The sequence below is a fragment of the Halomonas sp. KO116 genome, from assembly GCF_000734975.2.
In the GTDB taxonomy this organism is placed as follows: domain Bacteria; phylum Pseudomonadota; class Gammaproteobacteria; order Pseudomonadales; family Halomonadaceae; genus Vreelandella; species Vreelandella glaciei.
The window spans coordinates 207640-225909 of the sequence record NZ_CP011052.1 but is presented as its reverse complement, the minus strand read 5'-3'; the positions used below and the strand labels follow the sequence as shown (position 1 = coordinate 225909).

18 protein-coding genes are annotated in these 18270 nt (G+C 53.7%); 3 read left to right on the top strand and 15 right to left on the bottom strand.

Features of this window, described 5'->3' with window-relative positions:
• Positions 1-17 precede the first annotated feature (17 nt).
• Positions 18-839 carry a 3-keto-5-aminohexanoate cleavage protein gene (locus KO116_RS01095; RefSeq protein WP_035565041.1) on the bottom strand — a complete coding sequence of 274 codons (822 nt, stop codon included), beginning with the start codon at positions 837-839 and terminating at the stop codon, positions 18-20.
• A 113-nt stretch (positions 840-952) separates the two neighbouring features.
• Positions 953-2455, bottom strand: a complete 1503-nt coding sequence (locus KO116_RS01090; RefSeq protein WP_035565044.1) for an SLC13 family permease — start codon at positions 2453-2455, stop codon at positions 953-955.
• Positions 2456-2867: 412 nt separating this feature from the next.
• Between KO116_RS01090 and KO116_RS01085 the strand changes: the two genes are divergently transcribed.
• Positions 2868-3860: an IS30 family transposase gene (locus KO116_RS01085; RefSeq protein WP_035565046.1), complete on the top strand. Its 993-nt coding sequence runs from the start codon at positions 2868-2870 to the stop codon at positions 3858-3860.
• Positions 3861-3991: 131 nt separating this feature from the next.
• On the opposite strand, the gene KO116_RS01080 is transcribed toward KO116_RS01085, so the two are convergent.
• Positions 3992-4468, bottom strand: coding sequence for a MarR family winged helix-turn-helix transcriptional regulator (locus KO116_RS01080; RefSeq protein ID WP_035565048.1), 477 nt, complete (start codon positions 4466-4468; stop codon positions 3992-3994).
• 169 nt (positions 4469-4637) lie between these two features.
• On the opposite strand from KO116_RS01080, the gene KO116_RS01075 reads away from it, so the two are divergent.
• Positions 4638-5654, top strand: coding sequence for an AraC family transcriptional regulator (locus KO116_RS01075; protein ID WP_035565050.1), 1017 nt, complete (start codon positions 4638-4640; stop codon positions 5652-5654).
• Between the two features lie 23 nt (positions 5655-5677).
• On the opposite strand, the gene KO116_RS01070 is transcribed toward KO116_RS01075, so the two are convergent.
• The 3 genes from KO116_RS01070 to KO116_RS01060 form a co-directional block, all read right to left on the bottom strand.
• Positions 5678-6742, bottom strand: coding sequence for a TRAP transporter substrate-binding protein (locus KO116_RS01070; protein WP_035565052.1), 1065 nt, complete (start codon positions 6740-6742; stop codon positions 5678-5680).
• Between the two features lie 72 nt (positions 6743-6814).
• Entirely contained in the window at positions 6815-7792 is a 978-nt protein-coding gene (locus tag KO116_RS01065; protein ID WP_035565054.1) for a 3-hydroxybutyryl-CoA dehydrogenase, read from the bottom strand.
• 24 nt (positions 7793-7816) lie between these two features.
• Positions 7817-8923 carry an NAD/NADP-dependent octopine/nopaline dehydrogenase family protein gene (locus KO116_RS01060; protein WP_035565057.1) on the bottom strand — a complete coding sequence of 369 codons (1107 nt, stop codon included), beginning with the start codon at positions 8921-8923 and terminating at the stop codon, positions 7817-7819.
• A 521-nt stretch (positions 8924-9444) separates the two neighbouring features.
• On the opposite strand from KO116_RS01060, the gene KO116_RS01055 reads away from it, so the two are divergent.
• A complete protein-coding gene (locus KO116_RS01055; protein ID WP_035565103.1) occupies positions 9445-10482 on the top strand; it encodes a TRAP transporter substrate-binding protein in 1038 nt (345 codons plus the stop codon).
• A 101-nt stretch (positions 10483-10583) separates the two neighbouring features.
• Here KO116_RS01055 and KO116_RS01050 read toward each other — a convergent pair whose 3' ends face one another.
• The 9 genes from KO116_RS01050 to KO116_RS01010 all read right to left on the bottom strand — a co-directional run bounded on the left by KO116_RS01050 (position 10584) and on the right by KO116_RS01010 (position 18263).
• Positions 10584-11369 carry a class II aldolase/adducin family protein gene (locus KO116_RS01050; RefSeq protein WP_235272467.1) on the bottom strand — a complete coding sequence of 262 codons (786 nt, stop codon included), beginning with the start codon at positions 11367-11369 and terminating at the stop codon, positions 10584-10586.
• Entirely contained in the window at positions 11370-12425 is a 1056-nt protein-coding gene (locus tag KO116_RS01045) for a ketopantoate reductase family protein (protein ID WP_035565059.1), read from the bottom strand.
• Between the two features lie 11 nt (positions 12426-12436).
• Positions 12437-13003 (bottom strand): nuclear transport factor 2 family protein, encoded by a 567-nt coding sequence (locus KO116_RS01040; RefSeq protein ID WP_035565062.1) that lies wholly within the window; start codon positions 13001-13003, stop codon positions 12437-12439.
• A gap of 51 nt (positions 13004-13054) precedes the next feature.
• Entirely contained in the window at positions 13055-13987 is a 933-nt protein-coding gene (locus KO116_RS01035) for a flavin reductase (protein WP_035565065.1), read from the bottom strand.
• Positions 13988-14023: 36 nt separating this feature from the next.
• Complete coding sequence (locus KO116_RS01030) at positions 14024-14215, bottom strand: 2-hydroxymuconate tautomerase (RefSeq protein ID WP_035565068.1); 192 nt, start codon at positions 14213-14215, stop codon at positions 14024-14026.
• A 43-nt stretch (positions 14216-14258) separates the two neighbouring features.
• Positions 14259-15287 carry a TRAP transporter substrate-binding protein gene (locus tag KO116_RS01025; RefSeq protein WP_035565070.1) on the bottom strand — a complete coding sequence of 343 codons (1029 nt, stop codon included), beginning with the start codon at positions 15285-15287 and terminating at the stop codon, positions 14259-14261.
• A 128-nt stretch (positions 15288-15415) separates the two neighbouring features.
• A complete protein-coding gene (locus tag KO116_RS01020; RefSeq protein WP_035565073.1) occupies positions 15416-16741 on the bottom strand; it encodes a TRAP transporter large permease in 1326 nt (441 codons plus the stop codon).
• On the bottom strand, positions 16734-17282 hold the full coding sequence (locus tag KO116_RS24045) for a TRAP transporter small permease subunit (protein WP_052703696.1): 549 nt from the start codon (positions 17280-17282) through the stop codon (positions 16734-16736). The genes KO116_RS01020 and KO116_RS24045 overlap by 8 nt, the downstream gene beginning before the upstream one ends.
• 24 nt (positions 17283-17306) lie before the next feature.
• Positions 17307-18263, bottom strand: a complete 957-nt coding sequence (locus KO116_RS01010) for a PDR/VanB family oxidoreductase (protein ID WP_035565076.1) — start codon at positions 18261-18263, stop codon at positions 17307-17309.
• Positions 18264-18270: the final 7 nt, after the last annotated feature.

Genomic DNA, 18270 nt, shown 5'->3' with positions numbered 1-18270 from the left:
TGTTGGTTTTATTTATTTTATAAGCCAAGTATTTCACGCGCCTGTTGCCAAGTAGCCACCGGGCGCTGGTACTTTTCGCACAACGCTACCGTGCGCTCGACCAGTGCCGCGTTGGATGGTGCCAATGTATCGCTGTCCAGGCGCACGTTATCCTCAAGCCCCGTCCGAGTGTGACCACCTGCAGCAATTGACCACTCATTAAGCAGGTATTGATTGGCGCCGATGCCAGCGCCACACCACTGCGCATCAGGCGCTAAACGCTTGAGCGTCTCAATATAAAAATCAAAAGTCGGCTTGTCCGCTGGCATAGCGTTTTTAACCCCCATCACAAACTGCACGTAGAGCGGCGTCTTTAGCTTGCCTTGCTTGGAAAGGCTCACCGCTTGGTGGATATGTGACAAATCAAACGCTTCGATTTCAGGTTTTACATCGTACTTGAGCATCTCATCAGCCAGCCACTCCACCAGTTGCGGCGGATTCTCGTAAACGCGGTTGGGGAAGTTGTTGGAACCCACCGAGAGGCTGGCCATATCGGGTTTCAGCGGCAGCATCCCGCCCCGGGCTTCTCCTGCACCCGAGCGCCCGCCGGTTGAGAGCTGAATAATCATGCCGGGGCAGTGCTTCTTAAGCCCCTCCATCAGCCGACCAAACTTCTCTGGGTCGGAAGAGGGTGTTTGGTCATCGTTACGCACGTGGCAATGAGCAATGGTGGCCCCCGCTTCGAACGCCGCCTGGGTGCTTTCAATCTGCTCTTCAACCGTGATGGGCACGGCAGGATTATTCTCTTTGCGTGGCAGGCTGCCGGTAATGGCGACGCAGATTATGCAAGGCTGAGACATGGAAAACCCCTTTTGTTCTTATTGCGAACATAAGTTTTTATTGCGAATAAAATAGAGCGGATATTTATCAGCGTCAAATCCGAATCGTTGCCAGTGACGTTTGCAGGCCCGATTTAGAAAGAGACATCGAATACCAGAGGGACGATGGTGTAGAGCGCGACCATAATCACCAGTAAGCCGATAACGTTGAGCCAGATACCTGCACGGATCATGCTCTTAATCGGAAGATCTCCCGTTGCAAAAGCCACCGCATTAGAAGGGGTCGCCACCGGCAACATAAAGGCGCAGCTCACGGCAAAGGTAACCACGATGGTCATTAGAAAAGGTTCAATACCCAGCCCCACGGCAATAGACCCCATAATAGGGAAGAAGGCAGCCGCCGTCGCCGTGTTGCTGGTGAGCTCGGTCAATAGGATAATCACGAGAGCAGTGATAGCCAAAATCACAATGGGCGGCAGTCCCGACAAACCCGAGACGCTCTCGCCAACCCAGGCACTCAAGCCAGTAGCGGTAAACTGAGCTGAGAGTGTTAGGCCACCGCCAAACAAAACCAGTACCCCCCAAGGCACATCACGCGTGGCCGACCACTCCAGCAACGCCCCTTTTCCTCTAGAAGCCGGTATTACAAACATCAGAATCGCCGCGAGAATCGCCACACTAGTATCGTTGATGTTACCCAACCAAGGCAGCCCACTCTGTACTACAGGAATTCTCGCGATTAACGGCACGAAGACCCAGCAGAATACCGCCCCGGCAAAGACCATTAACACACGCGACTCTTCAGGTGACAGTCGACCCATCCCCTTGAGCTCTGTCTCGATCATCGCCCGGCCACCCTGGATGTTCTCAACTTCCGAGCGGAATACCAGCTTGTTGAGAACCAACCAAGCCAATATCAGCATGGTGAATGAGAACGGTACACCCACCAGCATCCAGTGACCAAAGCCGATACTAAGCCCGTGGGTGTCTTCCATATAGGCGCGCATTAGCGCCATCGGCGGCTGGCCGATCAGCGTAGCCATCGAGCCGATGGTGATGGCATAGGCAATGCCCAGTAGAACAGCGGCAGAAAACTTGGGCGTGTCGTCACCGTTACCCAGTGACTTCACTAGCGCGATGATCGAGCCTCCGATCGGCACCATAATGACAGCGGTGGCGGTATTGCTGACCCACATGGTAATAAACCAGCTAGCGAACATCAGACCGAAGACGATTTGAGCGGGCTTGGTGCCCACGGTGAGTACCGTCAGTAGCGCGAAGCGGCGATGTAAATTCCAGCGCTGCGTTGCCAAGCCCAGCAGTACGCCACCCAATACTAGAAAGACAATGCTGTGAGCATAAGGCGAGGCGGTCTCACCGACTGAGGCAATATCGAAAAACGGGAACAGTACAAGCGGCAACAGCGACGTGGCAGGAATGGGTATCGCCTCTGTCATCCACCAGGAGGCCATCAGCATAGCAATGCCAGCAACAAGTCGTGCATCGAAGGCCAGCGTTTCAGGCAGAAAGAAGAAAGCGCCCAAGCCAATGACGATTCCCATTACAAGTGAGATTGGCTTGAAAGCAGAGGATTCAGTGTAGGGCGCTTGTTCAACTGCCCCTGTGGTTTGCGACATGATCTTTTTACCCGCATAGCAATAACAGTGCAGGTGAGTGTTACGACTGATGGGCCAAGTCGCCAATACCTCTCAGGTTGATAGGCATACCTAATTGAGTAAATTGGCATGAAGACAGAAAACTCTATAGAGCTAATAAGATCAGTTATTTAACTATAAAATAGCTGCTATTTTCGTAGTTAACCTATTCGTGACTTTCACAAGGGTTAGGGAATATCCTGCTTAATTACGGCGTATAGTTTACGACTAATGGATGGACTACTGTAAAAAGCGTGGCAATTTCACTACCCGCGTGACGTTTAAGCAAAAGCCTGGATTCATAGAATAACCGCAGCACTTTGGATCACACAGTAGAGGAAGGAGGGCCAGCGCCGGTACCCTCTCGACTTTACCGACCAAAGTGAAGCAGAGCATGGGATACCGACAGCTGACCCAGTCCCAACGATACCAAATTTTTGCTTATCTTGAGACGGGCATCAGCCAGCGACAAATAGCCAAGGCTATTGGGGTTCATAGCAGCACCATTAGCCGGGAGATAAAGCGTAATGGGCTTAAGACTGGCTATGCGCCTGAGCAGGCGCAATCGAGAAGTGATCAACGCCGACGCACCGCCTGGAAAGTGACGAAGCGCCTGCCCAGCCTGATTCGATGGGTCACTGATCAACTGATGGACGAATGGAGCCCCCAGCAAATTAGTGGCTTCATGGCGAATGCCAACGGGGTTTGCGTAAGCCATCAGTGGATCTATGCGTTAATCTGGGACGACCAGAAACGCGGCGGCGAATTATGGAAGCGACTCCGGCTACCACGCCAGCGGCGCTATCAGCGCCGATTGGCCAAGCATGCGGGATTGGGCAAAATTCCACACCGGGTAGGCATTGAACAGCGTCCCGCCGAAGCGGAAGAAAGGCGCCATATCGGCCATTGGGAAGGCGATACGGTGCTCAAAGGCCATAAAGAATCTGGCCTGGTGACCCTGGTCGAGAGACGCAGCGGCTACCTCTTGGCAGCGCGCCTGTCGACGATCACGGCCCCTGGAACGGCCAAAGCGATGACCCGTTTATTAAAACCACGCCGAGGCGCAGTGCAGACCATCACCTTGGATAACGGGTCGGAATTCGCCGAGCACCGACAGGTTGCCAAGGCTGTCTCGGCCAAGACCTATTTTTGCGACCCGTACCGCTCATGCCAGCGTGGCACTAATGAAAACACCAACGGCCTGATTCGCCAATATTTCCCGAAAGGGACGGACTTCCGGAAGGTGAGCGACTCAGCACTGAGGAGAGTCGTTGCCAAGTTGAACAACCGCCCCAGAAAACGCTTGGGGTATCGGACACCGGCACAAGTGTTCCTGGGAGAGTATTCAGGGGCGCTGAAAACCGCGGGTGCTGCGCTTAATGTTTGAATTCAGGAAGCGCTAAGCGGAAGTTTGAACAAAAAGGAGTAGTTCAGGAAAGGGCAGGGCTATTAGATAGCCCATAAGGCAAATGTAAGTACTTTGCCGTAATGATTGTAGTTCCAGCGCCCCTCTAGACATTAAAGCGCGTTTAAGTTATGGAACATTCTACTCAAGCACTGATTGATATAAACAATGTCCTGTTTACTGAAATCGGCAAAGGCTTTTTCCACCAGACGGCTAGTAACTTGCCGAGCAATATCCAGCTTTGCCTCACCCGCATCGGTAAGCTCTACTTCTGTGACACGACCATCTTGCGGGCTGGCTTCTGTTTTAAGCAAACCCGACTCTTGCATTCGGTATACAATTTTGGTGGTAGTTGACAATTTTGCAACAGCGTGTACTGATATATCCGACATGCTAAGGCGCCCATGTTCATGTAGGATCATGAGAATGCGCCACTTAGACGAACTGAGTCCGTGTGGTTTCAGCAGTGTATCGACATCAGCGCTGTATTTAGCATTCAGCCTCGCGACCCAATAAAAAGGAAAATCACGCGAGCGAAATTCATCGGCAAGAGGAAAAAAGGAAGACGATAATTCATCCTTGTCGACCATAAGAAGCACGCCATCCAAAAAAATAGTGGATTATTCTAGCATATATCCATTCAAGTGTAAGTGTCTGGAGCCTCTAGGGATAGAGCGTGCCATCTACTGGCCCAGCCGATATTGCCTCGGCTTCACACCCCAAAACCATCACCTGCTTGGTGCATTGTTGAGGTGAACCATGGGTACAACATCGTTTCTGCTGCAGAAGCACGCTATTCTGCGCACCGATTCACAAGAGGTCATTCGTGAGCATGTCACCCACTTCCTCTGCCCACATCGCATGCGTTTATTTGACGGCCCGCGACTTGCCTCACGTTTGAGTGCCGTCAGCTTTGACCAATTGGCCATTATCGAATTGCAATATGGTGCCAATGTCGAAATTGATCCTGTCGAAGAGTCAAACGTTTACCTGTTTCGTATCACTCTCGAAGGCCAGGGAACCATCGTATACGCTGACCGTCAGGTGAGTATGGTTCAGGGAGGTATTACCGTCACCTCCCCCTGTCAACGCGCCCTCATTCAAACCTCTCCGAACTGCCATAACATTATCGTTCGAGTGCCGCGCCATCAGTTGGAGCAACGCTTGTCGTGTCGGCTCGATCAACGCATTGATCTTCCAATCATCTTTGACCACTACTTTCCCGAGCACTACCCCGGCACAGTTTTTCTTCTGGATACCATCAAGTATTTTGCCCGTCTCACCGAGTCTCTTCACCAACAAAGTGCCCCGCGCCAGCAGATCAAGCTGATGGAAGAGTACTTATATGACAGCCTGCTGGGGTTGTTCATGAACAACTATAGTCATCGCTTGAGTGGTAAGCCCTCTCCTCTTCCACACTATGTAAAAAGCGCCAAAACGCGTATTGACCAGAACCTCAAGCAGGGGATCGAGCTCGATACTCTAGCCTCGATGGTGGGGGTGTCAAAGCGCACGCTGCAGTACGGCTTCCAGCAATTTGTCGGGCTCTCACCCAAAGCCTATTTTACTCAGCAACGTATGAAGAGTGTGCACCAGGCGCTGCTTGATGCCCCTCGCGGTCACCGTGTCACCGATGTCATCATGCAGCATGGAATCAACAGCCCTGGCCATTTCTCCGCACAGTACAAGGAGGTCTATGGGGTGACCCTCGTGCAAACACTGCAGTCAAACCGCGCACATACTACTGGTAACGAATTGGCCAACGTCTTGCTCTGAGCCTACTGTCGCCTCTGCTCTTTTTATTCAGCCTCGGTACGATACTCCTCGATCAGCTCACGCATTCGTTCTGCAAAGGCGTACGCCGGTAGGCCCTGCTGCTCTGCATCCGACAGGATAGTTTCATTGACCGGAGCGAGCTGATCATCCCAACGGCTAGCCTCATCATCGTCAAGCGCTATCACCTCAACCCCCTCTTCCTTTTGCGCCCACTCAAGTGAACGCTGTATATGCTCATCGAGATATTGACCGGTGAAGGCTGCCATCTCCGGCGCCAACTCCTCGATAACCGCCTGTATATCAGCAGGGAGCGCCTCCCACTTCTCTCTCGACATCAGCGCTGCAAAAATGGTGTTAGTTAAGGGATAATCGGTCACGTACTTAGCCAAACGCGCGAACTGCATATCCATTAGCACTTCCCGGGAAGCCGCATACCCATCGATAATGCCAGATTGAAGGGCCTCGCCGGCATCGGCCTGCGACATGCCTACTGCTGTTACCCCCAGTGCATCCAGCGCCCTGGAGTTATCGCCGGAAATTCTGATTTCCAACCCATCCAGGTCTTCCAGTTGACGAATCGGTTCAATGGTCTGGAAATAGGCAGGCTCCGAGGTAAAGGCCGTGATGACCTTGAACTCTTCGAGTTCGGACATCTGGTCACCAAACTCTTGAATCAGTTGGTAAGTCATGCGACTGGCGACGTCTGAATTGACGTCCTGACCGGTCAGGCTTCCGGCCAAGTTGATCAGGGGAAAACGGCCCGGCTCGTAAGAGGTGGCTGAAAGCCCTATATCCGCAACACCATTTAGCACCCCATCGTACATATTGCTGGCCGTGAGCAAGGAGCCCCCGGGAAAGAGGTCGACCTCGACACGACCATCGGTACGTTCATTGAGCTCTTTCGCCCAATGCTCCATCTGAATGGCCGGAAAGCTCTGCGCAGGGGCAAAGAAAGCGTAGCTGAGGGTAATCACTTGGGCGTCGTCGCTAGGCTCATCGACTACCTCCTCCTGCGCATCGCTACACCCTACCAACGCCATTGCAGCGATTAGTAGCGCTAACGTTCCCACCTGTGTACTCGTTTTCATTATGACTATCCTCGGCGAAGGCCTACAGGAACAGCATGTGTTTCCAATAGGCGCTTTATAGGCTGTGAAGGATTAATAACGGGTAGTGACTGTCGGCATCAGGTCAAGTAGCTCAAGACGCTTTAGAAAAGCGTCGGAGCGCTGCCTTCGGTAGTTCGACAGATCGACCCCTGAGTAGTCGAAGAAGCCCACGCCATCTTGGAAGCCTCGACGCTTCTCTTGCATATTCCGGGTAATAACCTCAGGTGACTTGAAGCGGTTATCCAGCTTGTCGCACAGGTAGTTGGAGGCGTAGAAAAGCGTATCGCCACCGCCCCAATCGATGAACTCCAGCACTCCCAGCACCGAATAGCGCAACCCTAGCCCAACCCGGATGGCCACATCGATATCCTCGGCGCTAGCAACGCCCTCCTCGACCATACGCGCGGCTTCATTCATGAGCAGCACCTGCAGGCGGGGAATGATGTAGCCCGGCGCCGCCTCGCATAGCACCGGCACTTTGCCTATCCCTTTAAGCACCGTGAACAGCGCATCGACATAGCGCTGCTCGGTATCCTTGCCCCGACTTACCTCCACTAAGGGCATCAAATGGGCCGGATTAAGCCAGTGGGCGTTCATGAAACGGGCTGGATGGCTAACCATGCAAGCGAGTTCGGTGACCAGAAAAGTGGACGTCGTTGAGGCGATAACAGCCTCTTTATCCAAATGGCGGCTTGCCCAGGCCAGCCCTTGCTGCTTAATCTCGCTGACTTCAGGCAGCGCCTCGAAAACCAGACGGCTTCCCGCCACCATCTGCACCTGCTGGTCATCCACGATACGCAGTTGCTTCACCATTGAAGCGATCTGCTCTTCCTGAATGAGCCGCTTCTCCTGAAGATATTTGAGCTCGGTCACTAGCCGACTGCGAGCCTGCTCATAATAGTGCAGACGCTCTTCAGGGCTACGTGACTTGAAGTCGATCAGCACGACCTCCTTCCCAGCCAGAATGAATGAGAGGGCAATACCCTCTCCCATTCTGCCTGCTCCCAAGACGATGATGTTGTCCTGCATGATGCGCTCTCCTCTATCGGTAGCTCAGGCCTGGATGCCATACGTCAATAAAGAGCGCATCTGCGCCTGGGAGAGCGAATCCAGTCCCAGCATTTCCAGCGTTCGGCCTTGGGCATAAAGATCTTGGCCGGTGATCGCCGAAGCAATGCTCAAAAGCCCCTCCGCCACTGGTGTGGGCTGCCCCGCCCAGCGGCCAACCGACACGATGAAGGAGAGCCCCATTCGGGTGTCCTCCAGCATGTAACGATGGCTATGCAGGTCGATGTTCTCTCGCCAGTCACCACTATCGGTCAGTTTGCCGTGAGCGCCCCGGCCATACATCCACTCCTCTCCTTCGGAGGCATAGTGGTTAGCAAGAGGAAAATGGGAGGGCTGGTAACCCAACTTTTCGCGCACCGCGATACGCTCATTGTCTAGCGCGGTGGTCACGCTGCGGATAGAGGGCTGGGTTCCTTCATTGTGAATATCCCAGGCATCAAAATGCTCTAGTGGCCCCGCATTCATCATAATTAAAGGCGGGTGGATAATAGGGCCAGCGTTCATTAAGGCGCCACTGAGTCCATCCTCGATGGGTTCAACGCTGGGGTAGGCCTCCCGCAATACAGAGAAGGCGTGTGCTGACAGTTCGCTGGGGAATACGCCGGTAGGGAGCCGGGTTGCATAAACGCTAATAACTACCTTATTAGCACCGTGCTTTCGCGCCAAATAAGGAAGCGTTCCCGTTTCACAGAAGGCCACTTGGCTGTCGTTGCCCGCTTTTCGCATCGCTCGGTGGAACAGGTAGCTGCCGAAAGTACCCGGCGGTAGAAAGACCACCTGATCATTGCGTAGTAACGGCCCCAGTTGGTCGGCTAGCGTGTCATGGGAGGTGGCGGGTAACGGCACAATCAGCAGCTCCGCCTGCCGCGTCGCCTCCTCCAGGCTATCTGTTAGCGATAGTTGATCCTTGTGAGTACCAATCTGAATACGCCGTTCACCTTGAGCATCCTTGACGTCCAAATAGCCCAATTGACGCAACTCTTGCAGAGCCTTGCCATCCCGCCGCCACAATGTCACGTCGAAACCTTTCTCCACCATTTCAATGGCTGCCGCATAGCAGCCATGTCCACCGCCAATAACGCTGACTTTCATGCTTATCTCCGTTTCTTGTTAACGCCTTCAAGGTCGTTAAACGGTATAGCCATCGGGTTACTGACGGATATCCACAATACGCAACCGATATTCAAAAAACGCAACTAATAACGGCTCGCTAAAACAGGTCGTCTCTCGATAAAGCCAACCCATCACAGCCCTTTTATGGAAATAAGCGTTGCTAGCCACTATTCGAGGCGTCGAACTTATGGGGTAGTGAGTGTGATTGCACCAAGGTATGCACTTTATTCACCAAGGTGCGCTTGAGTGGTGCTTTGCCAGTAAGAAGTGACGCAATGCGTGGTTACTGTGACTCAACAGAGCAACCTTCGACTCGGGTTAAGTAAATAATAATTTAGGTGTTTTTAAACAACTGGAACTCAACTTGCACCGTTTTCAAATGACGGCTGTTAACTTAACAATTTACTTTACTTTTCATGTGATGTTGAATGTTTATACGCTGTTTCATGACCGGCATTCAACAAACAACAAATAGAGAGGCGTTCCCCATGGCGATCAACATGCACAAAAAACACGCGCTTTTGCAGCACCGACCCTCGCTGCTGCGTTTAAGCAGTCTCTTGGCGGGTGTGATGCTAAGTTCAGCGACCCTGGCTAGTGATATCAGTCTCAATTACGCTTTCTTTGCTCCCGCTCAGACGTTTCCCGGTGTGCAGATGCAGTTCTGGGCCGATGAGCTTGAAAAACGCACTGAGGGGAAGGTCGCCGTCAACACCTTTCCAGGTGGCACTCTACTCACCGCCAGCAACATGCTGGATGGCGTACTTAATGGCGTCGCCGATATTGGCCTTACGACAACCTCCTACGAGCCTGCTCGCTTTCCGCTACTGAACCTGATCGGTGATTTCAGCGGTATCGATGTTAACTCTGAAGTGGCAAGCCAAGTTGCCTACCAATTGGTACGCGAGTTTCCCCAGGAGCAGTTCGGTCTTGAGGATTTCAAAGTGATTACTGTGTTTACCTCCGAACCGGGGTATCTCCAGACGCGAGAACAGGTGAGCACGCTTGAGGATCTATCCGGCCTGGAAATTCGTGTGCCAGGCGAGTCCGACACTCTGCGCACACTCGGGGCCGTGCCGATTGGCATGTCTCAAGCTGAAACCGGCGAAGCGCTCCAGGCCGGCATTGTTCAAGGGGTAGCTTCCTCCCGCGAAACCCTGATGGATCTTCAGTACGCACGCTATCTCGACTATATCGTGGACTACCCTCTCTCCAATGTTGTGATGTTGGCAGTAATGAGCCGTCAACGCTGGGAGTCGCTGCCGGAAGATGTCCAACAGGTCATTGATGAGCTCGGCGCTGAAGCCTCTCAGTACGCCGGGCACTATCTTGATAATCATGTTCGCGAAGCCATCACCTGGGCGCAGGATAACCACGACTTGGAGGTTGTCACCCTGAGTGAAGAAGAGCAGAAGCGCTGGGCGGGGCGTATTGAACCGCTCAATGAGCAACGTATCGAGCAGGTTGCGGCGCAGGGCCTACCAGCAGCGGCACTATACGACCGCATGTTAGCGTTAATCGAGCAATACCAGCAGTAACGTGAATAGATCGGTGGGCCGCCCATCGTCAGTCATGAGGCAAATAGGCAGCCCATCTTCATGTCTCTTTTAGAAAGGGCGTGAATTGGAAAGGGCGTGGATTAGAAAGGGAGTGGACGCTCGGACTTAAGCTTGCGCACCATGGCAGCAAAGAACTCATTGGCGAAACCGCTTTCGCGAATCAGTTCGGCGGTAAGGTCGGCACACTTCTGACTAATTGAGGTGTCGATTTCCACATCCTCGCCACCCAAAGCCCCTGCTGCGCACTGGTTTTCCGCCGCCCGCTGGACGGTCCACAGTAGGAACAGCGCCTTCTCAATCGAGGACTCGCCCACGGCTATCCCATGGTTACGTAGTACCAGCACGTGCTTGTTGTTACCCAGGCTCTCTAGCATGCGCGCTTTCTCGTCGGCGAAGAGCGTGATGCCTTCAAAGTCATGGTACCCCACGCGGCCATAGAGCTGGGCACCGTAGAAATCGTGGTGGGTAAAGCCCTTTTTCTTCTGCACGATGGCCGAGATGGGAACGGTATGGGTATGCAGCAGACAGTGGATATCCTCCCGCGCCCCATGCACAGCGCTATGCAGAGCAAAGCCAGCGGGATTGGCATTGTACTCAGAGGCCTCGACCTTGTTACCGTCCAGGTCGACCTTCAACAGATTAAGCGGTGTCACTTCCGTGTAGTTAAGGCCGAAGGGATTCACCAGATAATGATTATCTGAGCCCGGCACTCGAGCAGAGATATGGTTGAAAATGGTTTCCGTCCAGCCGAAGAAATCGACGAGATGATAACAGTAGGCGAGTTTGAGGCGCTGCTGCCACTCCTCTTCGCTGCAGTGATCGGGTTTGAAAACATTATTCGGCATGAGTAACGGCTTGATAGTCATCTAAGAATTCTCCTTGCCACCGTGGGCATGTGACTGACGAAGAGCGCTGTCTTCAAAGTATCGCGTAAGGTGAAGAATGGACTTGATAGTGGGGACGGGAATACTTCTCCGATCCGCCAATTCGATCACTCCCTCGACGATCGCCGCGAGTTCAAGGGCTCGCCCCTGTTGATAGTCCTGCAGCATAGAGGTTCTGACAGCACCCATGCGCTCGCCAAGATCAAGAAGCTCCTGCAACGTCATCTCAAGGCGACCGCCATAGGCGTGGGCTGTAAGACGCGCTTCTTCAAAAAGTTGGCTTACGATCTTTTGCAGGGAGGGGTGGCTATATAGCTGTGCCAGCGTGGTACCTGTCATCACCGAGAGGGGGTTGGATGTCAGGTTCGCAGCGATTTTGCTCCATACGGCATCTCTAATACGCTCTGTATAGCGCGTCGTGATGCCACTGTTTTCCAATACCTTAACAAGCGTTTCCATACGACCATTCGCGGCGTCGGGCATGGCGACTATATCGCCAACAATCAGTCGCGGCGGGGTATTTGAGATCGCGACGCCCGGTGCCTGCAGATGTGCCGAAATATAGACGACGCATCCGATGATGGCGCTGGCAGGAAGGCAGCGAACCAGCTCACCTTCCGGGTCTACCGCTTTTATATGGACGGTTTCTATAGGGGCTGTGTTGGCGGTACAAGGCTCCACGGCATCCATGAGTAACCACCACGGCGTACCGTTCACCATGGGCACCAAGCATGTATGTTGGCCGAACAGCGGTTGTAGTTGTGGCAACAGGGAGGGTATAGAGTGAGCTTTAGTACACAGAAAGACGATGTCTTGCTCACCGAGCTCACCACCATTATCCGCAGCAATGACGTTGGCGGTGTATTGCCCCTGCTGATCGATGAGGCAGACACCCTTTCGCTTGATGGCCGCCAGTGAATCACCCCGAGCCAACACGCTGACGGTATACCCTGCCACTGCAAGGCGCGCCGCCAGGGTAGTACCGATGGCGCCAGCACCCACGATAGCTATTCTTGGGGAAGCAATGGAGGCTAGCATTAGGTTCCTCCTTAGGGTTTCATTAACACCGATGCAGCAGGAAAGTCCGTTGCCCAGCCCTCTTTCAAGGGGGCTACAAACACATTTTCCGTCCGTGTACGGGTAATTAACCAGCGTCCGTCATCCTGCTTTCTAAAAGCGTTATTAAGACGTGATGAACGCAGAAGCGAGCTACCATCAGAAAAAATCCACGGCTGGCAGTGCACCCACTGCCCAGTCGCTGTATTGCCCTTGACGTGAATCTGTTCAGAGGTCAGGTAGTGCACATTCAGAAGTAATTGAGGATCTTTTTTCTGCCCCCAGAAATTCTCGAAGTGGTGTCGAATAGCCGTAGCGCCCTCTAGACGTCCAAACTGACCGTCGTAATACTCACCGACCCCCTCCCACACTGCATCCTCAGTATAGAGCGCCATGATGTGATTAATGCGCTGCTCGTCGTTCTCGATACCGTACTCCGGCATAGGGGTGTCACAAAGAAACATATATCGGGTTTGAATCCGACGAATTTCGGACTCGGCCTCTAGGGTATCGACACGATCCATAAGTCGTTGAAACGCTGCTGCAGACACTTCTGTCATCTCATTTTCCTCCGGTGGTAGGCGCTATTTTCTACTCTTAGCCGTGACTCGTCAGGGGGTTCCTAGCTGCTCAATAACACGCTCAAGCCCTCCTTTCAGAGCGCTCACCTCCTCCTCGCTCACGCCTTCAAATACCTTCTGCTCATACTCCCGCGCCATTCGCAGCAGCTTGCGCGCCAACTCGCCTCCCTCATTCGTCAAGGCAACGGTAGAGGCGTTATCATCACGGTCACTTACCATCCCCCGGCGGGTAAGACCGCTTAAAGTGTCCTTCAGGTCTTCGATGGGCTGAGCAACGCGTTGGGCAATGGTTTCAAGGGGCAGCGCTCCTCGATCAAGCAGCAGGGTCAGCACTCGCCACTCCTTCTCGTCCACCCCCATGTGCTCGAGGCGAGGGTAGAAATCCTTACGATAGGCAGACAGAGACTGGCGCAACAGATAAAGAAAGTGATGCCCCAGAAGCCCTTCTCCCGTCTCGACCTCCTCTTGAGGAATCGTCATCGGATGGGGCTCAGGCAGCGCATAGCGCCCATTGTGGAAGACTAAAGCCCCCCGACCATCTTGGTAGTCATACTTCAGCACCTCCCCGACGATGATGAAGTGGTCTCCGCCTTCGTATACCTGCCAAGTGCGGCACTCAAAATGGGCCACAGCGCCCACTATTCGTGCGCCGCCCCCAACTCCCTCTTCAAGGTCGATCCCCTGGAACTTGTTCTCACCCCGCTGGGCGAAACGGTTAGAGATGGGCACCTGATCACTGCCCAGCACATTGACTACAAAGTGCTCTGCCTGACAGTAGGCATCCAGGCTATAGGCGTTTTTATCAATGCTCCATAGAATCAGCGGCGGTGTCATGGAGACGGCATTGAAGCTACTTGCCGTTACGCCATAGTGCTCACCTTCCGTATCACGGGTGGTTATCACTGTTACGCCAGTGGCGAACTTTCCCAGGGCGTTTCTGAAGTCTCGGGTATCAATACTCATAAACTGTCTCTCTTGTACTATTTATACAGAGGAGTATCAGCGGCCTAGTTTTTCACCGGTGACGCCACCTATTCCATACTCACTTTTGGGCACCTCGCTGATAATCACCCGAACGTTCTCTTTAGGTGCGCTTATCGATGACACTACGGCATCGGTTACCTCGCTGATCAGCGCTTCTTTTTGCTGCGAGGTTCTTCCTGACATCATGTAAACGTGAACGGTAGGCATAGCTATCCTCATCATCTGCACTCGATTGATGTGCTGGCGGCTGTTAAAAAGCAGTCAGTTCGCGGTACTCGTCATAGCGCTCGCTAAAGTTTTGATACGACTCAATGACATCGGCAAAGTCGTTATCCCGCTGAGCCGCTTCTTCCAGCACCTCCTCTGTGGCCAACTGCAAGGCAGCCAACACCTCTTCAGGGAAGCGTTCAACGGTTACTCCAGCGCTGCGAAACTCTTCCAGGGCGGCGGATTGAGCCTGCATATCGTGGGCAAACATACGAATGCTCAAATCACTGCAGGCATTTCGCACGGCCAAGCGCTGGCTTTCTGCCAATCCGGCCCATACGTCAGCGTTAACCAGCAGTTCATTGAGGCTTCCGGGCTGATGCCAGCCAGGGAAGTAGTAGTGCTTGGCAACTTCAAAGAAGCCCGCACTGGTATCAATGGTGGGAAAGCTGAGTTCAGCGGCACCAATGCGCCCCGTATCAAGCCCGAGAAACGTCTCGCCAGCAGGAATGGAAACCGGCGACACTCCCAAGCGACTAATCACCTCTCCACCCAGACCACTAATGCGCATGCTCATGCCATTGAGGTCTTCAACACTGGTGATTTCCTCGGTGAACCATCCGCCCGCTTCAGAGATCATGCTGCCGCAGGGAATCGGTACGACATTATGGGGTGCGTACAGCGCCTCCCACAGTTCGAGACCGCCGCCGCCATATAGCCAGGACAGGTACTTCGGCACATCGGGGCCGAAGGGAATGCTTTGAAACAGCGCGGCGGCCGGAATCTGACCTGCCCAGTAGCTGGCGGCCGACCAACCTGCGTCCAGGCTGCCGTTACCGACATTCTCCAGAATTTCGAAGGGGGGTGAAAAGGATCCGGCATCATAAGGAGTGAAGGTCAGTTCCCCGTTGGTCGCCGTGGCGACATCCTCGACAAAGCGATGTATTGAGGTATCGATGACCTCAAGACTGAAGGGAAAAGCGGATTGCAGGGTCAAATTCTGGGCCATCGCGGTGGAGGCGAGTAGCGACGCTCCCGTACCGATAAGGGTGCTCTTCAAAGATAACTTCATGGTGTTAACTCCTGTTCTATTTGTTTCGTAAGTTCTATTTCTTAAGTTCTATGTCTTAAGTTCTATGCCTTAAACTCTATGTCTTAAACTCTATGTCTTAGGTTATATGCGGCGGTTGTTGTAACGGCTTACAGCATGAGTAGCCCCGGAAACAGCAGGATCAGTAGCAAGACGAACAGTTGGATGGCGATGAAGGGCAGTACGCCTCGATAAATATCCAGGGTGGCAACGCGATCACCCACGACCCCTTTCAAATAGAAGAGCGATACGCCGAACGGGGGAGTGAGAAAGGAAGTCTGCAAATTGATAGCAAACAGAATGGCAAACCACACCAGCAGCGCTCCACCGGTAAGCCCATTCGACAGTTCCAGCTGGGTGATGATAGGCACAAAGATAGGCATCAGAATCAAGGATATTTCCAGCCAGTCCAGAAAGAACCCCAGCACGAAGACCAGCAATAGGATGAGGATTAACACGCTCCAGCTGCCTCCCCCCATCAGCCCCAAGCTACTGCGAATTAGGCCATCACCGCCGACCCCTTTAAAAATTAGCGAGAAGCAGGTCGCCGTAATGACCAACATCATAATCATGGCAGTCGATACCACGGTCTCTCTCGCCGCTGTCATTACCGATTCCACATCGATTTTCTGCATGACACCGGCAAACCCCAACACCGCCAGCACGCCAACACCGCTAGCCTCCGTAGGCGTCGCCACCCCATAGACGATGGTGCCAAGCACGATGGGAATCAATACGAGGAAAGGGAACAAAGCGAGCAGGTTGCGCCCAACGCCGCCACCTTGCTGCTCATCTGGGCATTTGATATCCGTTAAAGGCGAACGCCGCTGCCCCCATGCAAGGGCAAGCGAATAGAGGGTGTAGAGCAGTAGCAACAAAGCACTCGGGATCAAGGCAGCCTTAAACAGATGGCCGACGGGTACCGACACCAGGCTGGATAGAATGATCAGCATAACGGAAGGCGGCATCAGAATGGCGAGCGTGCCCGAGGCCGATATTAGCCCCGCCGACGCCGATGCTGAGTAGCCAGCATCGAGCATTCGGGGCAACGCCAGTACCGCCAGCAGGACAACGGATGCGCCAACAACACCTGTGGTTGCGGCCATCAACCCGCCGATGAACAGCACCGTCAGCGCGAGATGGCCAGGAAGCCTGCGCAGCAAGCGCTCGCTGACGCGGAAAGCATCGCGGGCCAATCCGGTTCGCTCCAACAGCAACCCCATCATGATGAACATCGGGATGGCAACGTAGAGCCAGTTGCTCAGCGCGTTCGCATACACGCGCGTCAACATGAGACTGGAGAAGGCCAAGGGGAGATCTGAAAACAGCAGAAAAATAGCCGACACCCCACCCAACACCAGCGCCACCGGATAGCCTGACAAAATACCTGCAAATAGCAGCAGCACCATAGATAGAGGCAGCCAATGTTCAAGCATGATCCGAGCTCCCTGACATCAATAACCAAGTTCGTTTCACTAACAGATACACCAGCACCGCCAAAAACAGGGTGATACCGATAGGCAGGGTGGCCTTGATAACGTATATGTCCGTCAGCCCCCCATCTGTCGAGCGCTCACTGGTCAGGTAGGCGCGCTCGACAAATCGATAAGCGGGAAGAAGTAGCAACGCAAAGAAAGGGATACCGAACAGTGCATGCCCGGCAATATCGATCCCATGCCGATAGCGTGTCGATAGACGGGAGTGAAACACATCAACCCTAACGTGCCGATCCAGCAGCATGACCGGGGCGATAGCCATCATGATGGCCACTGTAAACAGCAGCACCTGTAACCCCATCAGAGAGTTGAACGTAATGGCTCCCCCCACCAGCCAATGGGGTGTTTCAAACGCAATGAGTTGCGACACTCCAAACAGGTGCATCAACACCCCCGCACCGATGACAAAGGCGATCAGTAACAGGCACAGGCCACACAGGTTTAGAATCGACTTACAGAGCCTTGTTTTGACGGTGTGCATGCGGTTTCCCTTTACGCTGGCGGATCAAAGATCGATGACGAGACGTGCGCTTTTGGCCCTGGAGCAGCACACGGCAATCTGGTCGTTATCTTCCTTTTCTTCTTCGCTGAGAAAGTGGTCACGGTGATCGGGAGTACCCTCCAGCACCTCGCAGATACAGGTGCCGCAAACCCCCTCTTCGCAGGAAACATTGACCTTGACGCCCGCCGCCTTGAGCGCCTGGGCGATGGACATGCCTTCTTCCACCTGAACGGTGACGCCGCTGGCAACCGCCTCAACTTCAAATGCGCCACCGCTGGTATCCACTTCTGCAGAGAAGTACTCTGAATGCACACGGCTCTGTGGCCACTCCGCCTGACGGGCAGCATTAATCACCCAGTCCATAAAACCGGTGGGGCCACAGACATAGAGGTGGGTATGGGCGGGTTGTGACGCCAGCAACGTCTCTATTTCCAGCCGCTGGGAGGCCTCCCCATCATCAAAGTGCATCACTAACGCTTCGCCAAAGGCGGATTCAAGCTCGTCAATAAAAGCTGCCTTTTCCCGCCCACGGCAGCAGTAATGCAACTCGAAGGAACGTCCGGCATCGCGCAGCTCGTACGCCATGGCAATCATTGGCGTAATACCGATGCCACCGCCCACCAACAAGCTATGCGGTGCCGATCCATCCAGTGGGAATAGATTGCGTGGCACGCCAACCTTCACCTGGACACCTTCATGTAGGCGTTCGTGTACTGCCTTTGATCCTCCCCTCGAAGCGGGATCGAGGAGTACCCCGAGCCGATAACGGTGGCGCTCCCCTGGGGGGTTACTCAGCGAGTATTGGCGCACCAGCCCTTCATCAAGGTGAATATCAATGTGGGCGCCTGCTTCAAAGGCAGGCAGATCAGCGCCACTCTCAGCAGCCAGATCGATCACCGCGATCTCATTGGTATGAATGTCGCGGCGCACAACGTGCAGGGTCATGATGTCATCTTGCATGGTCATC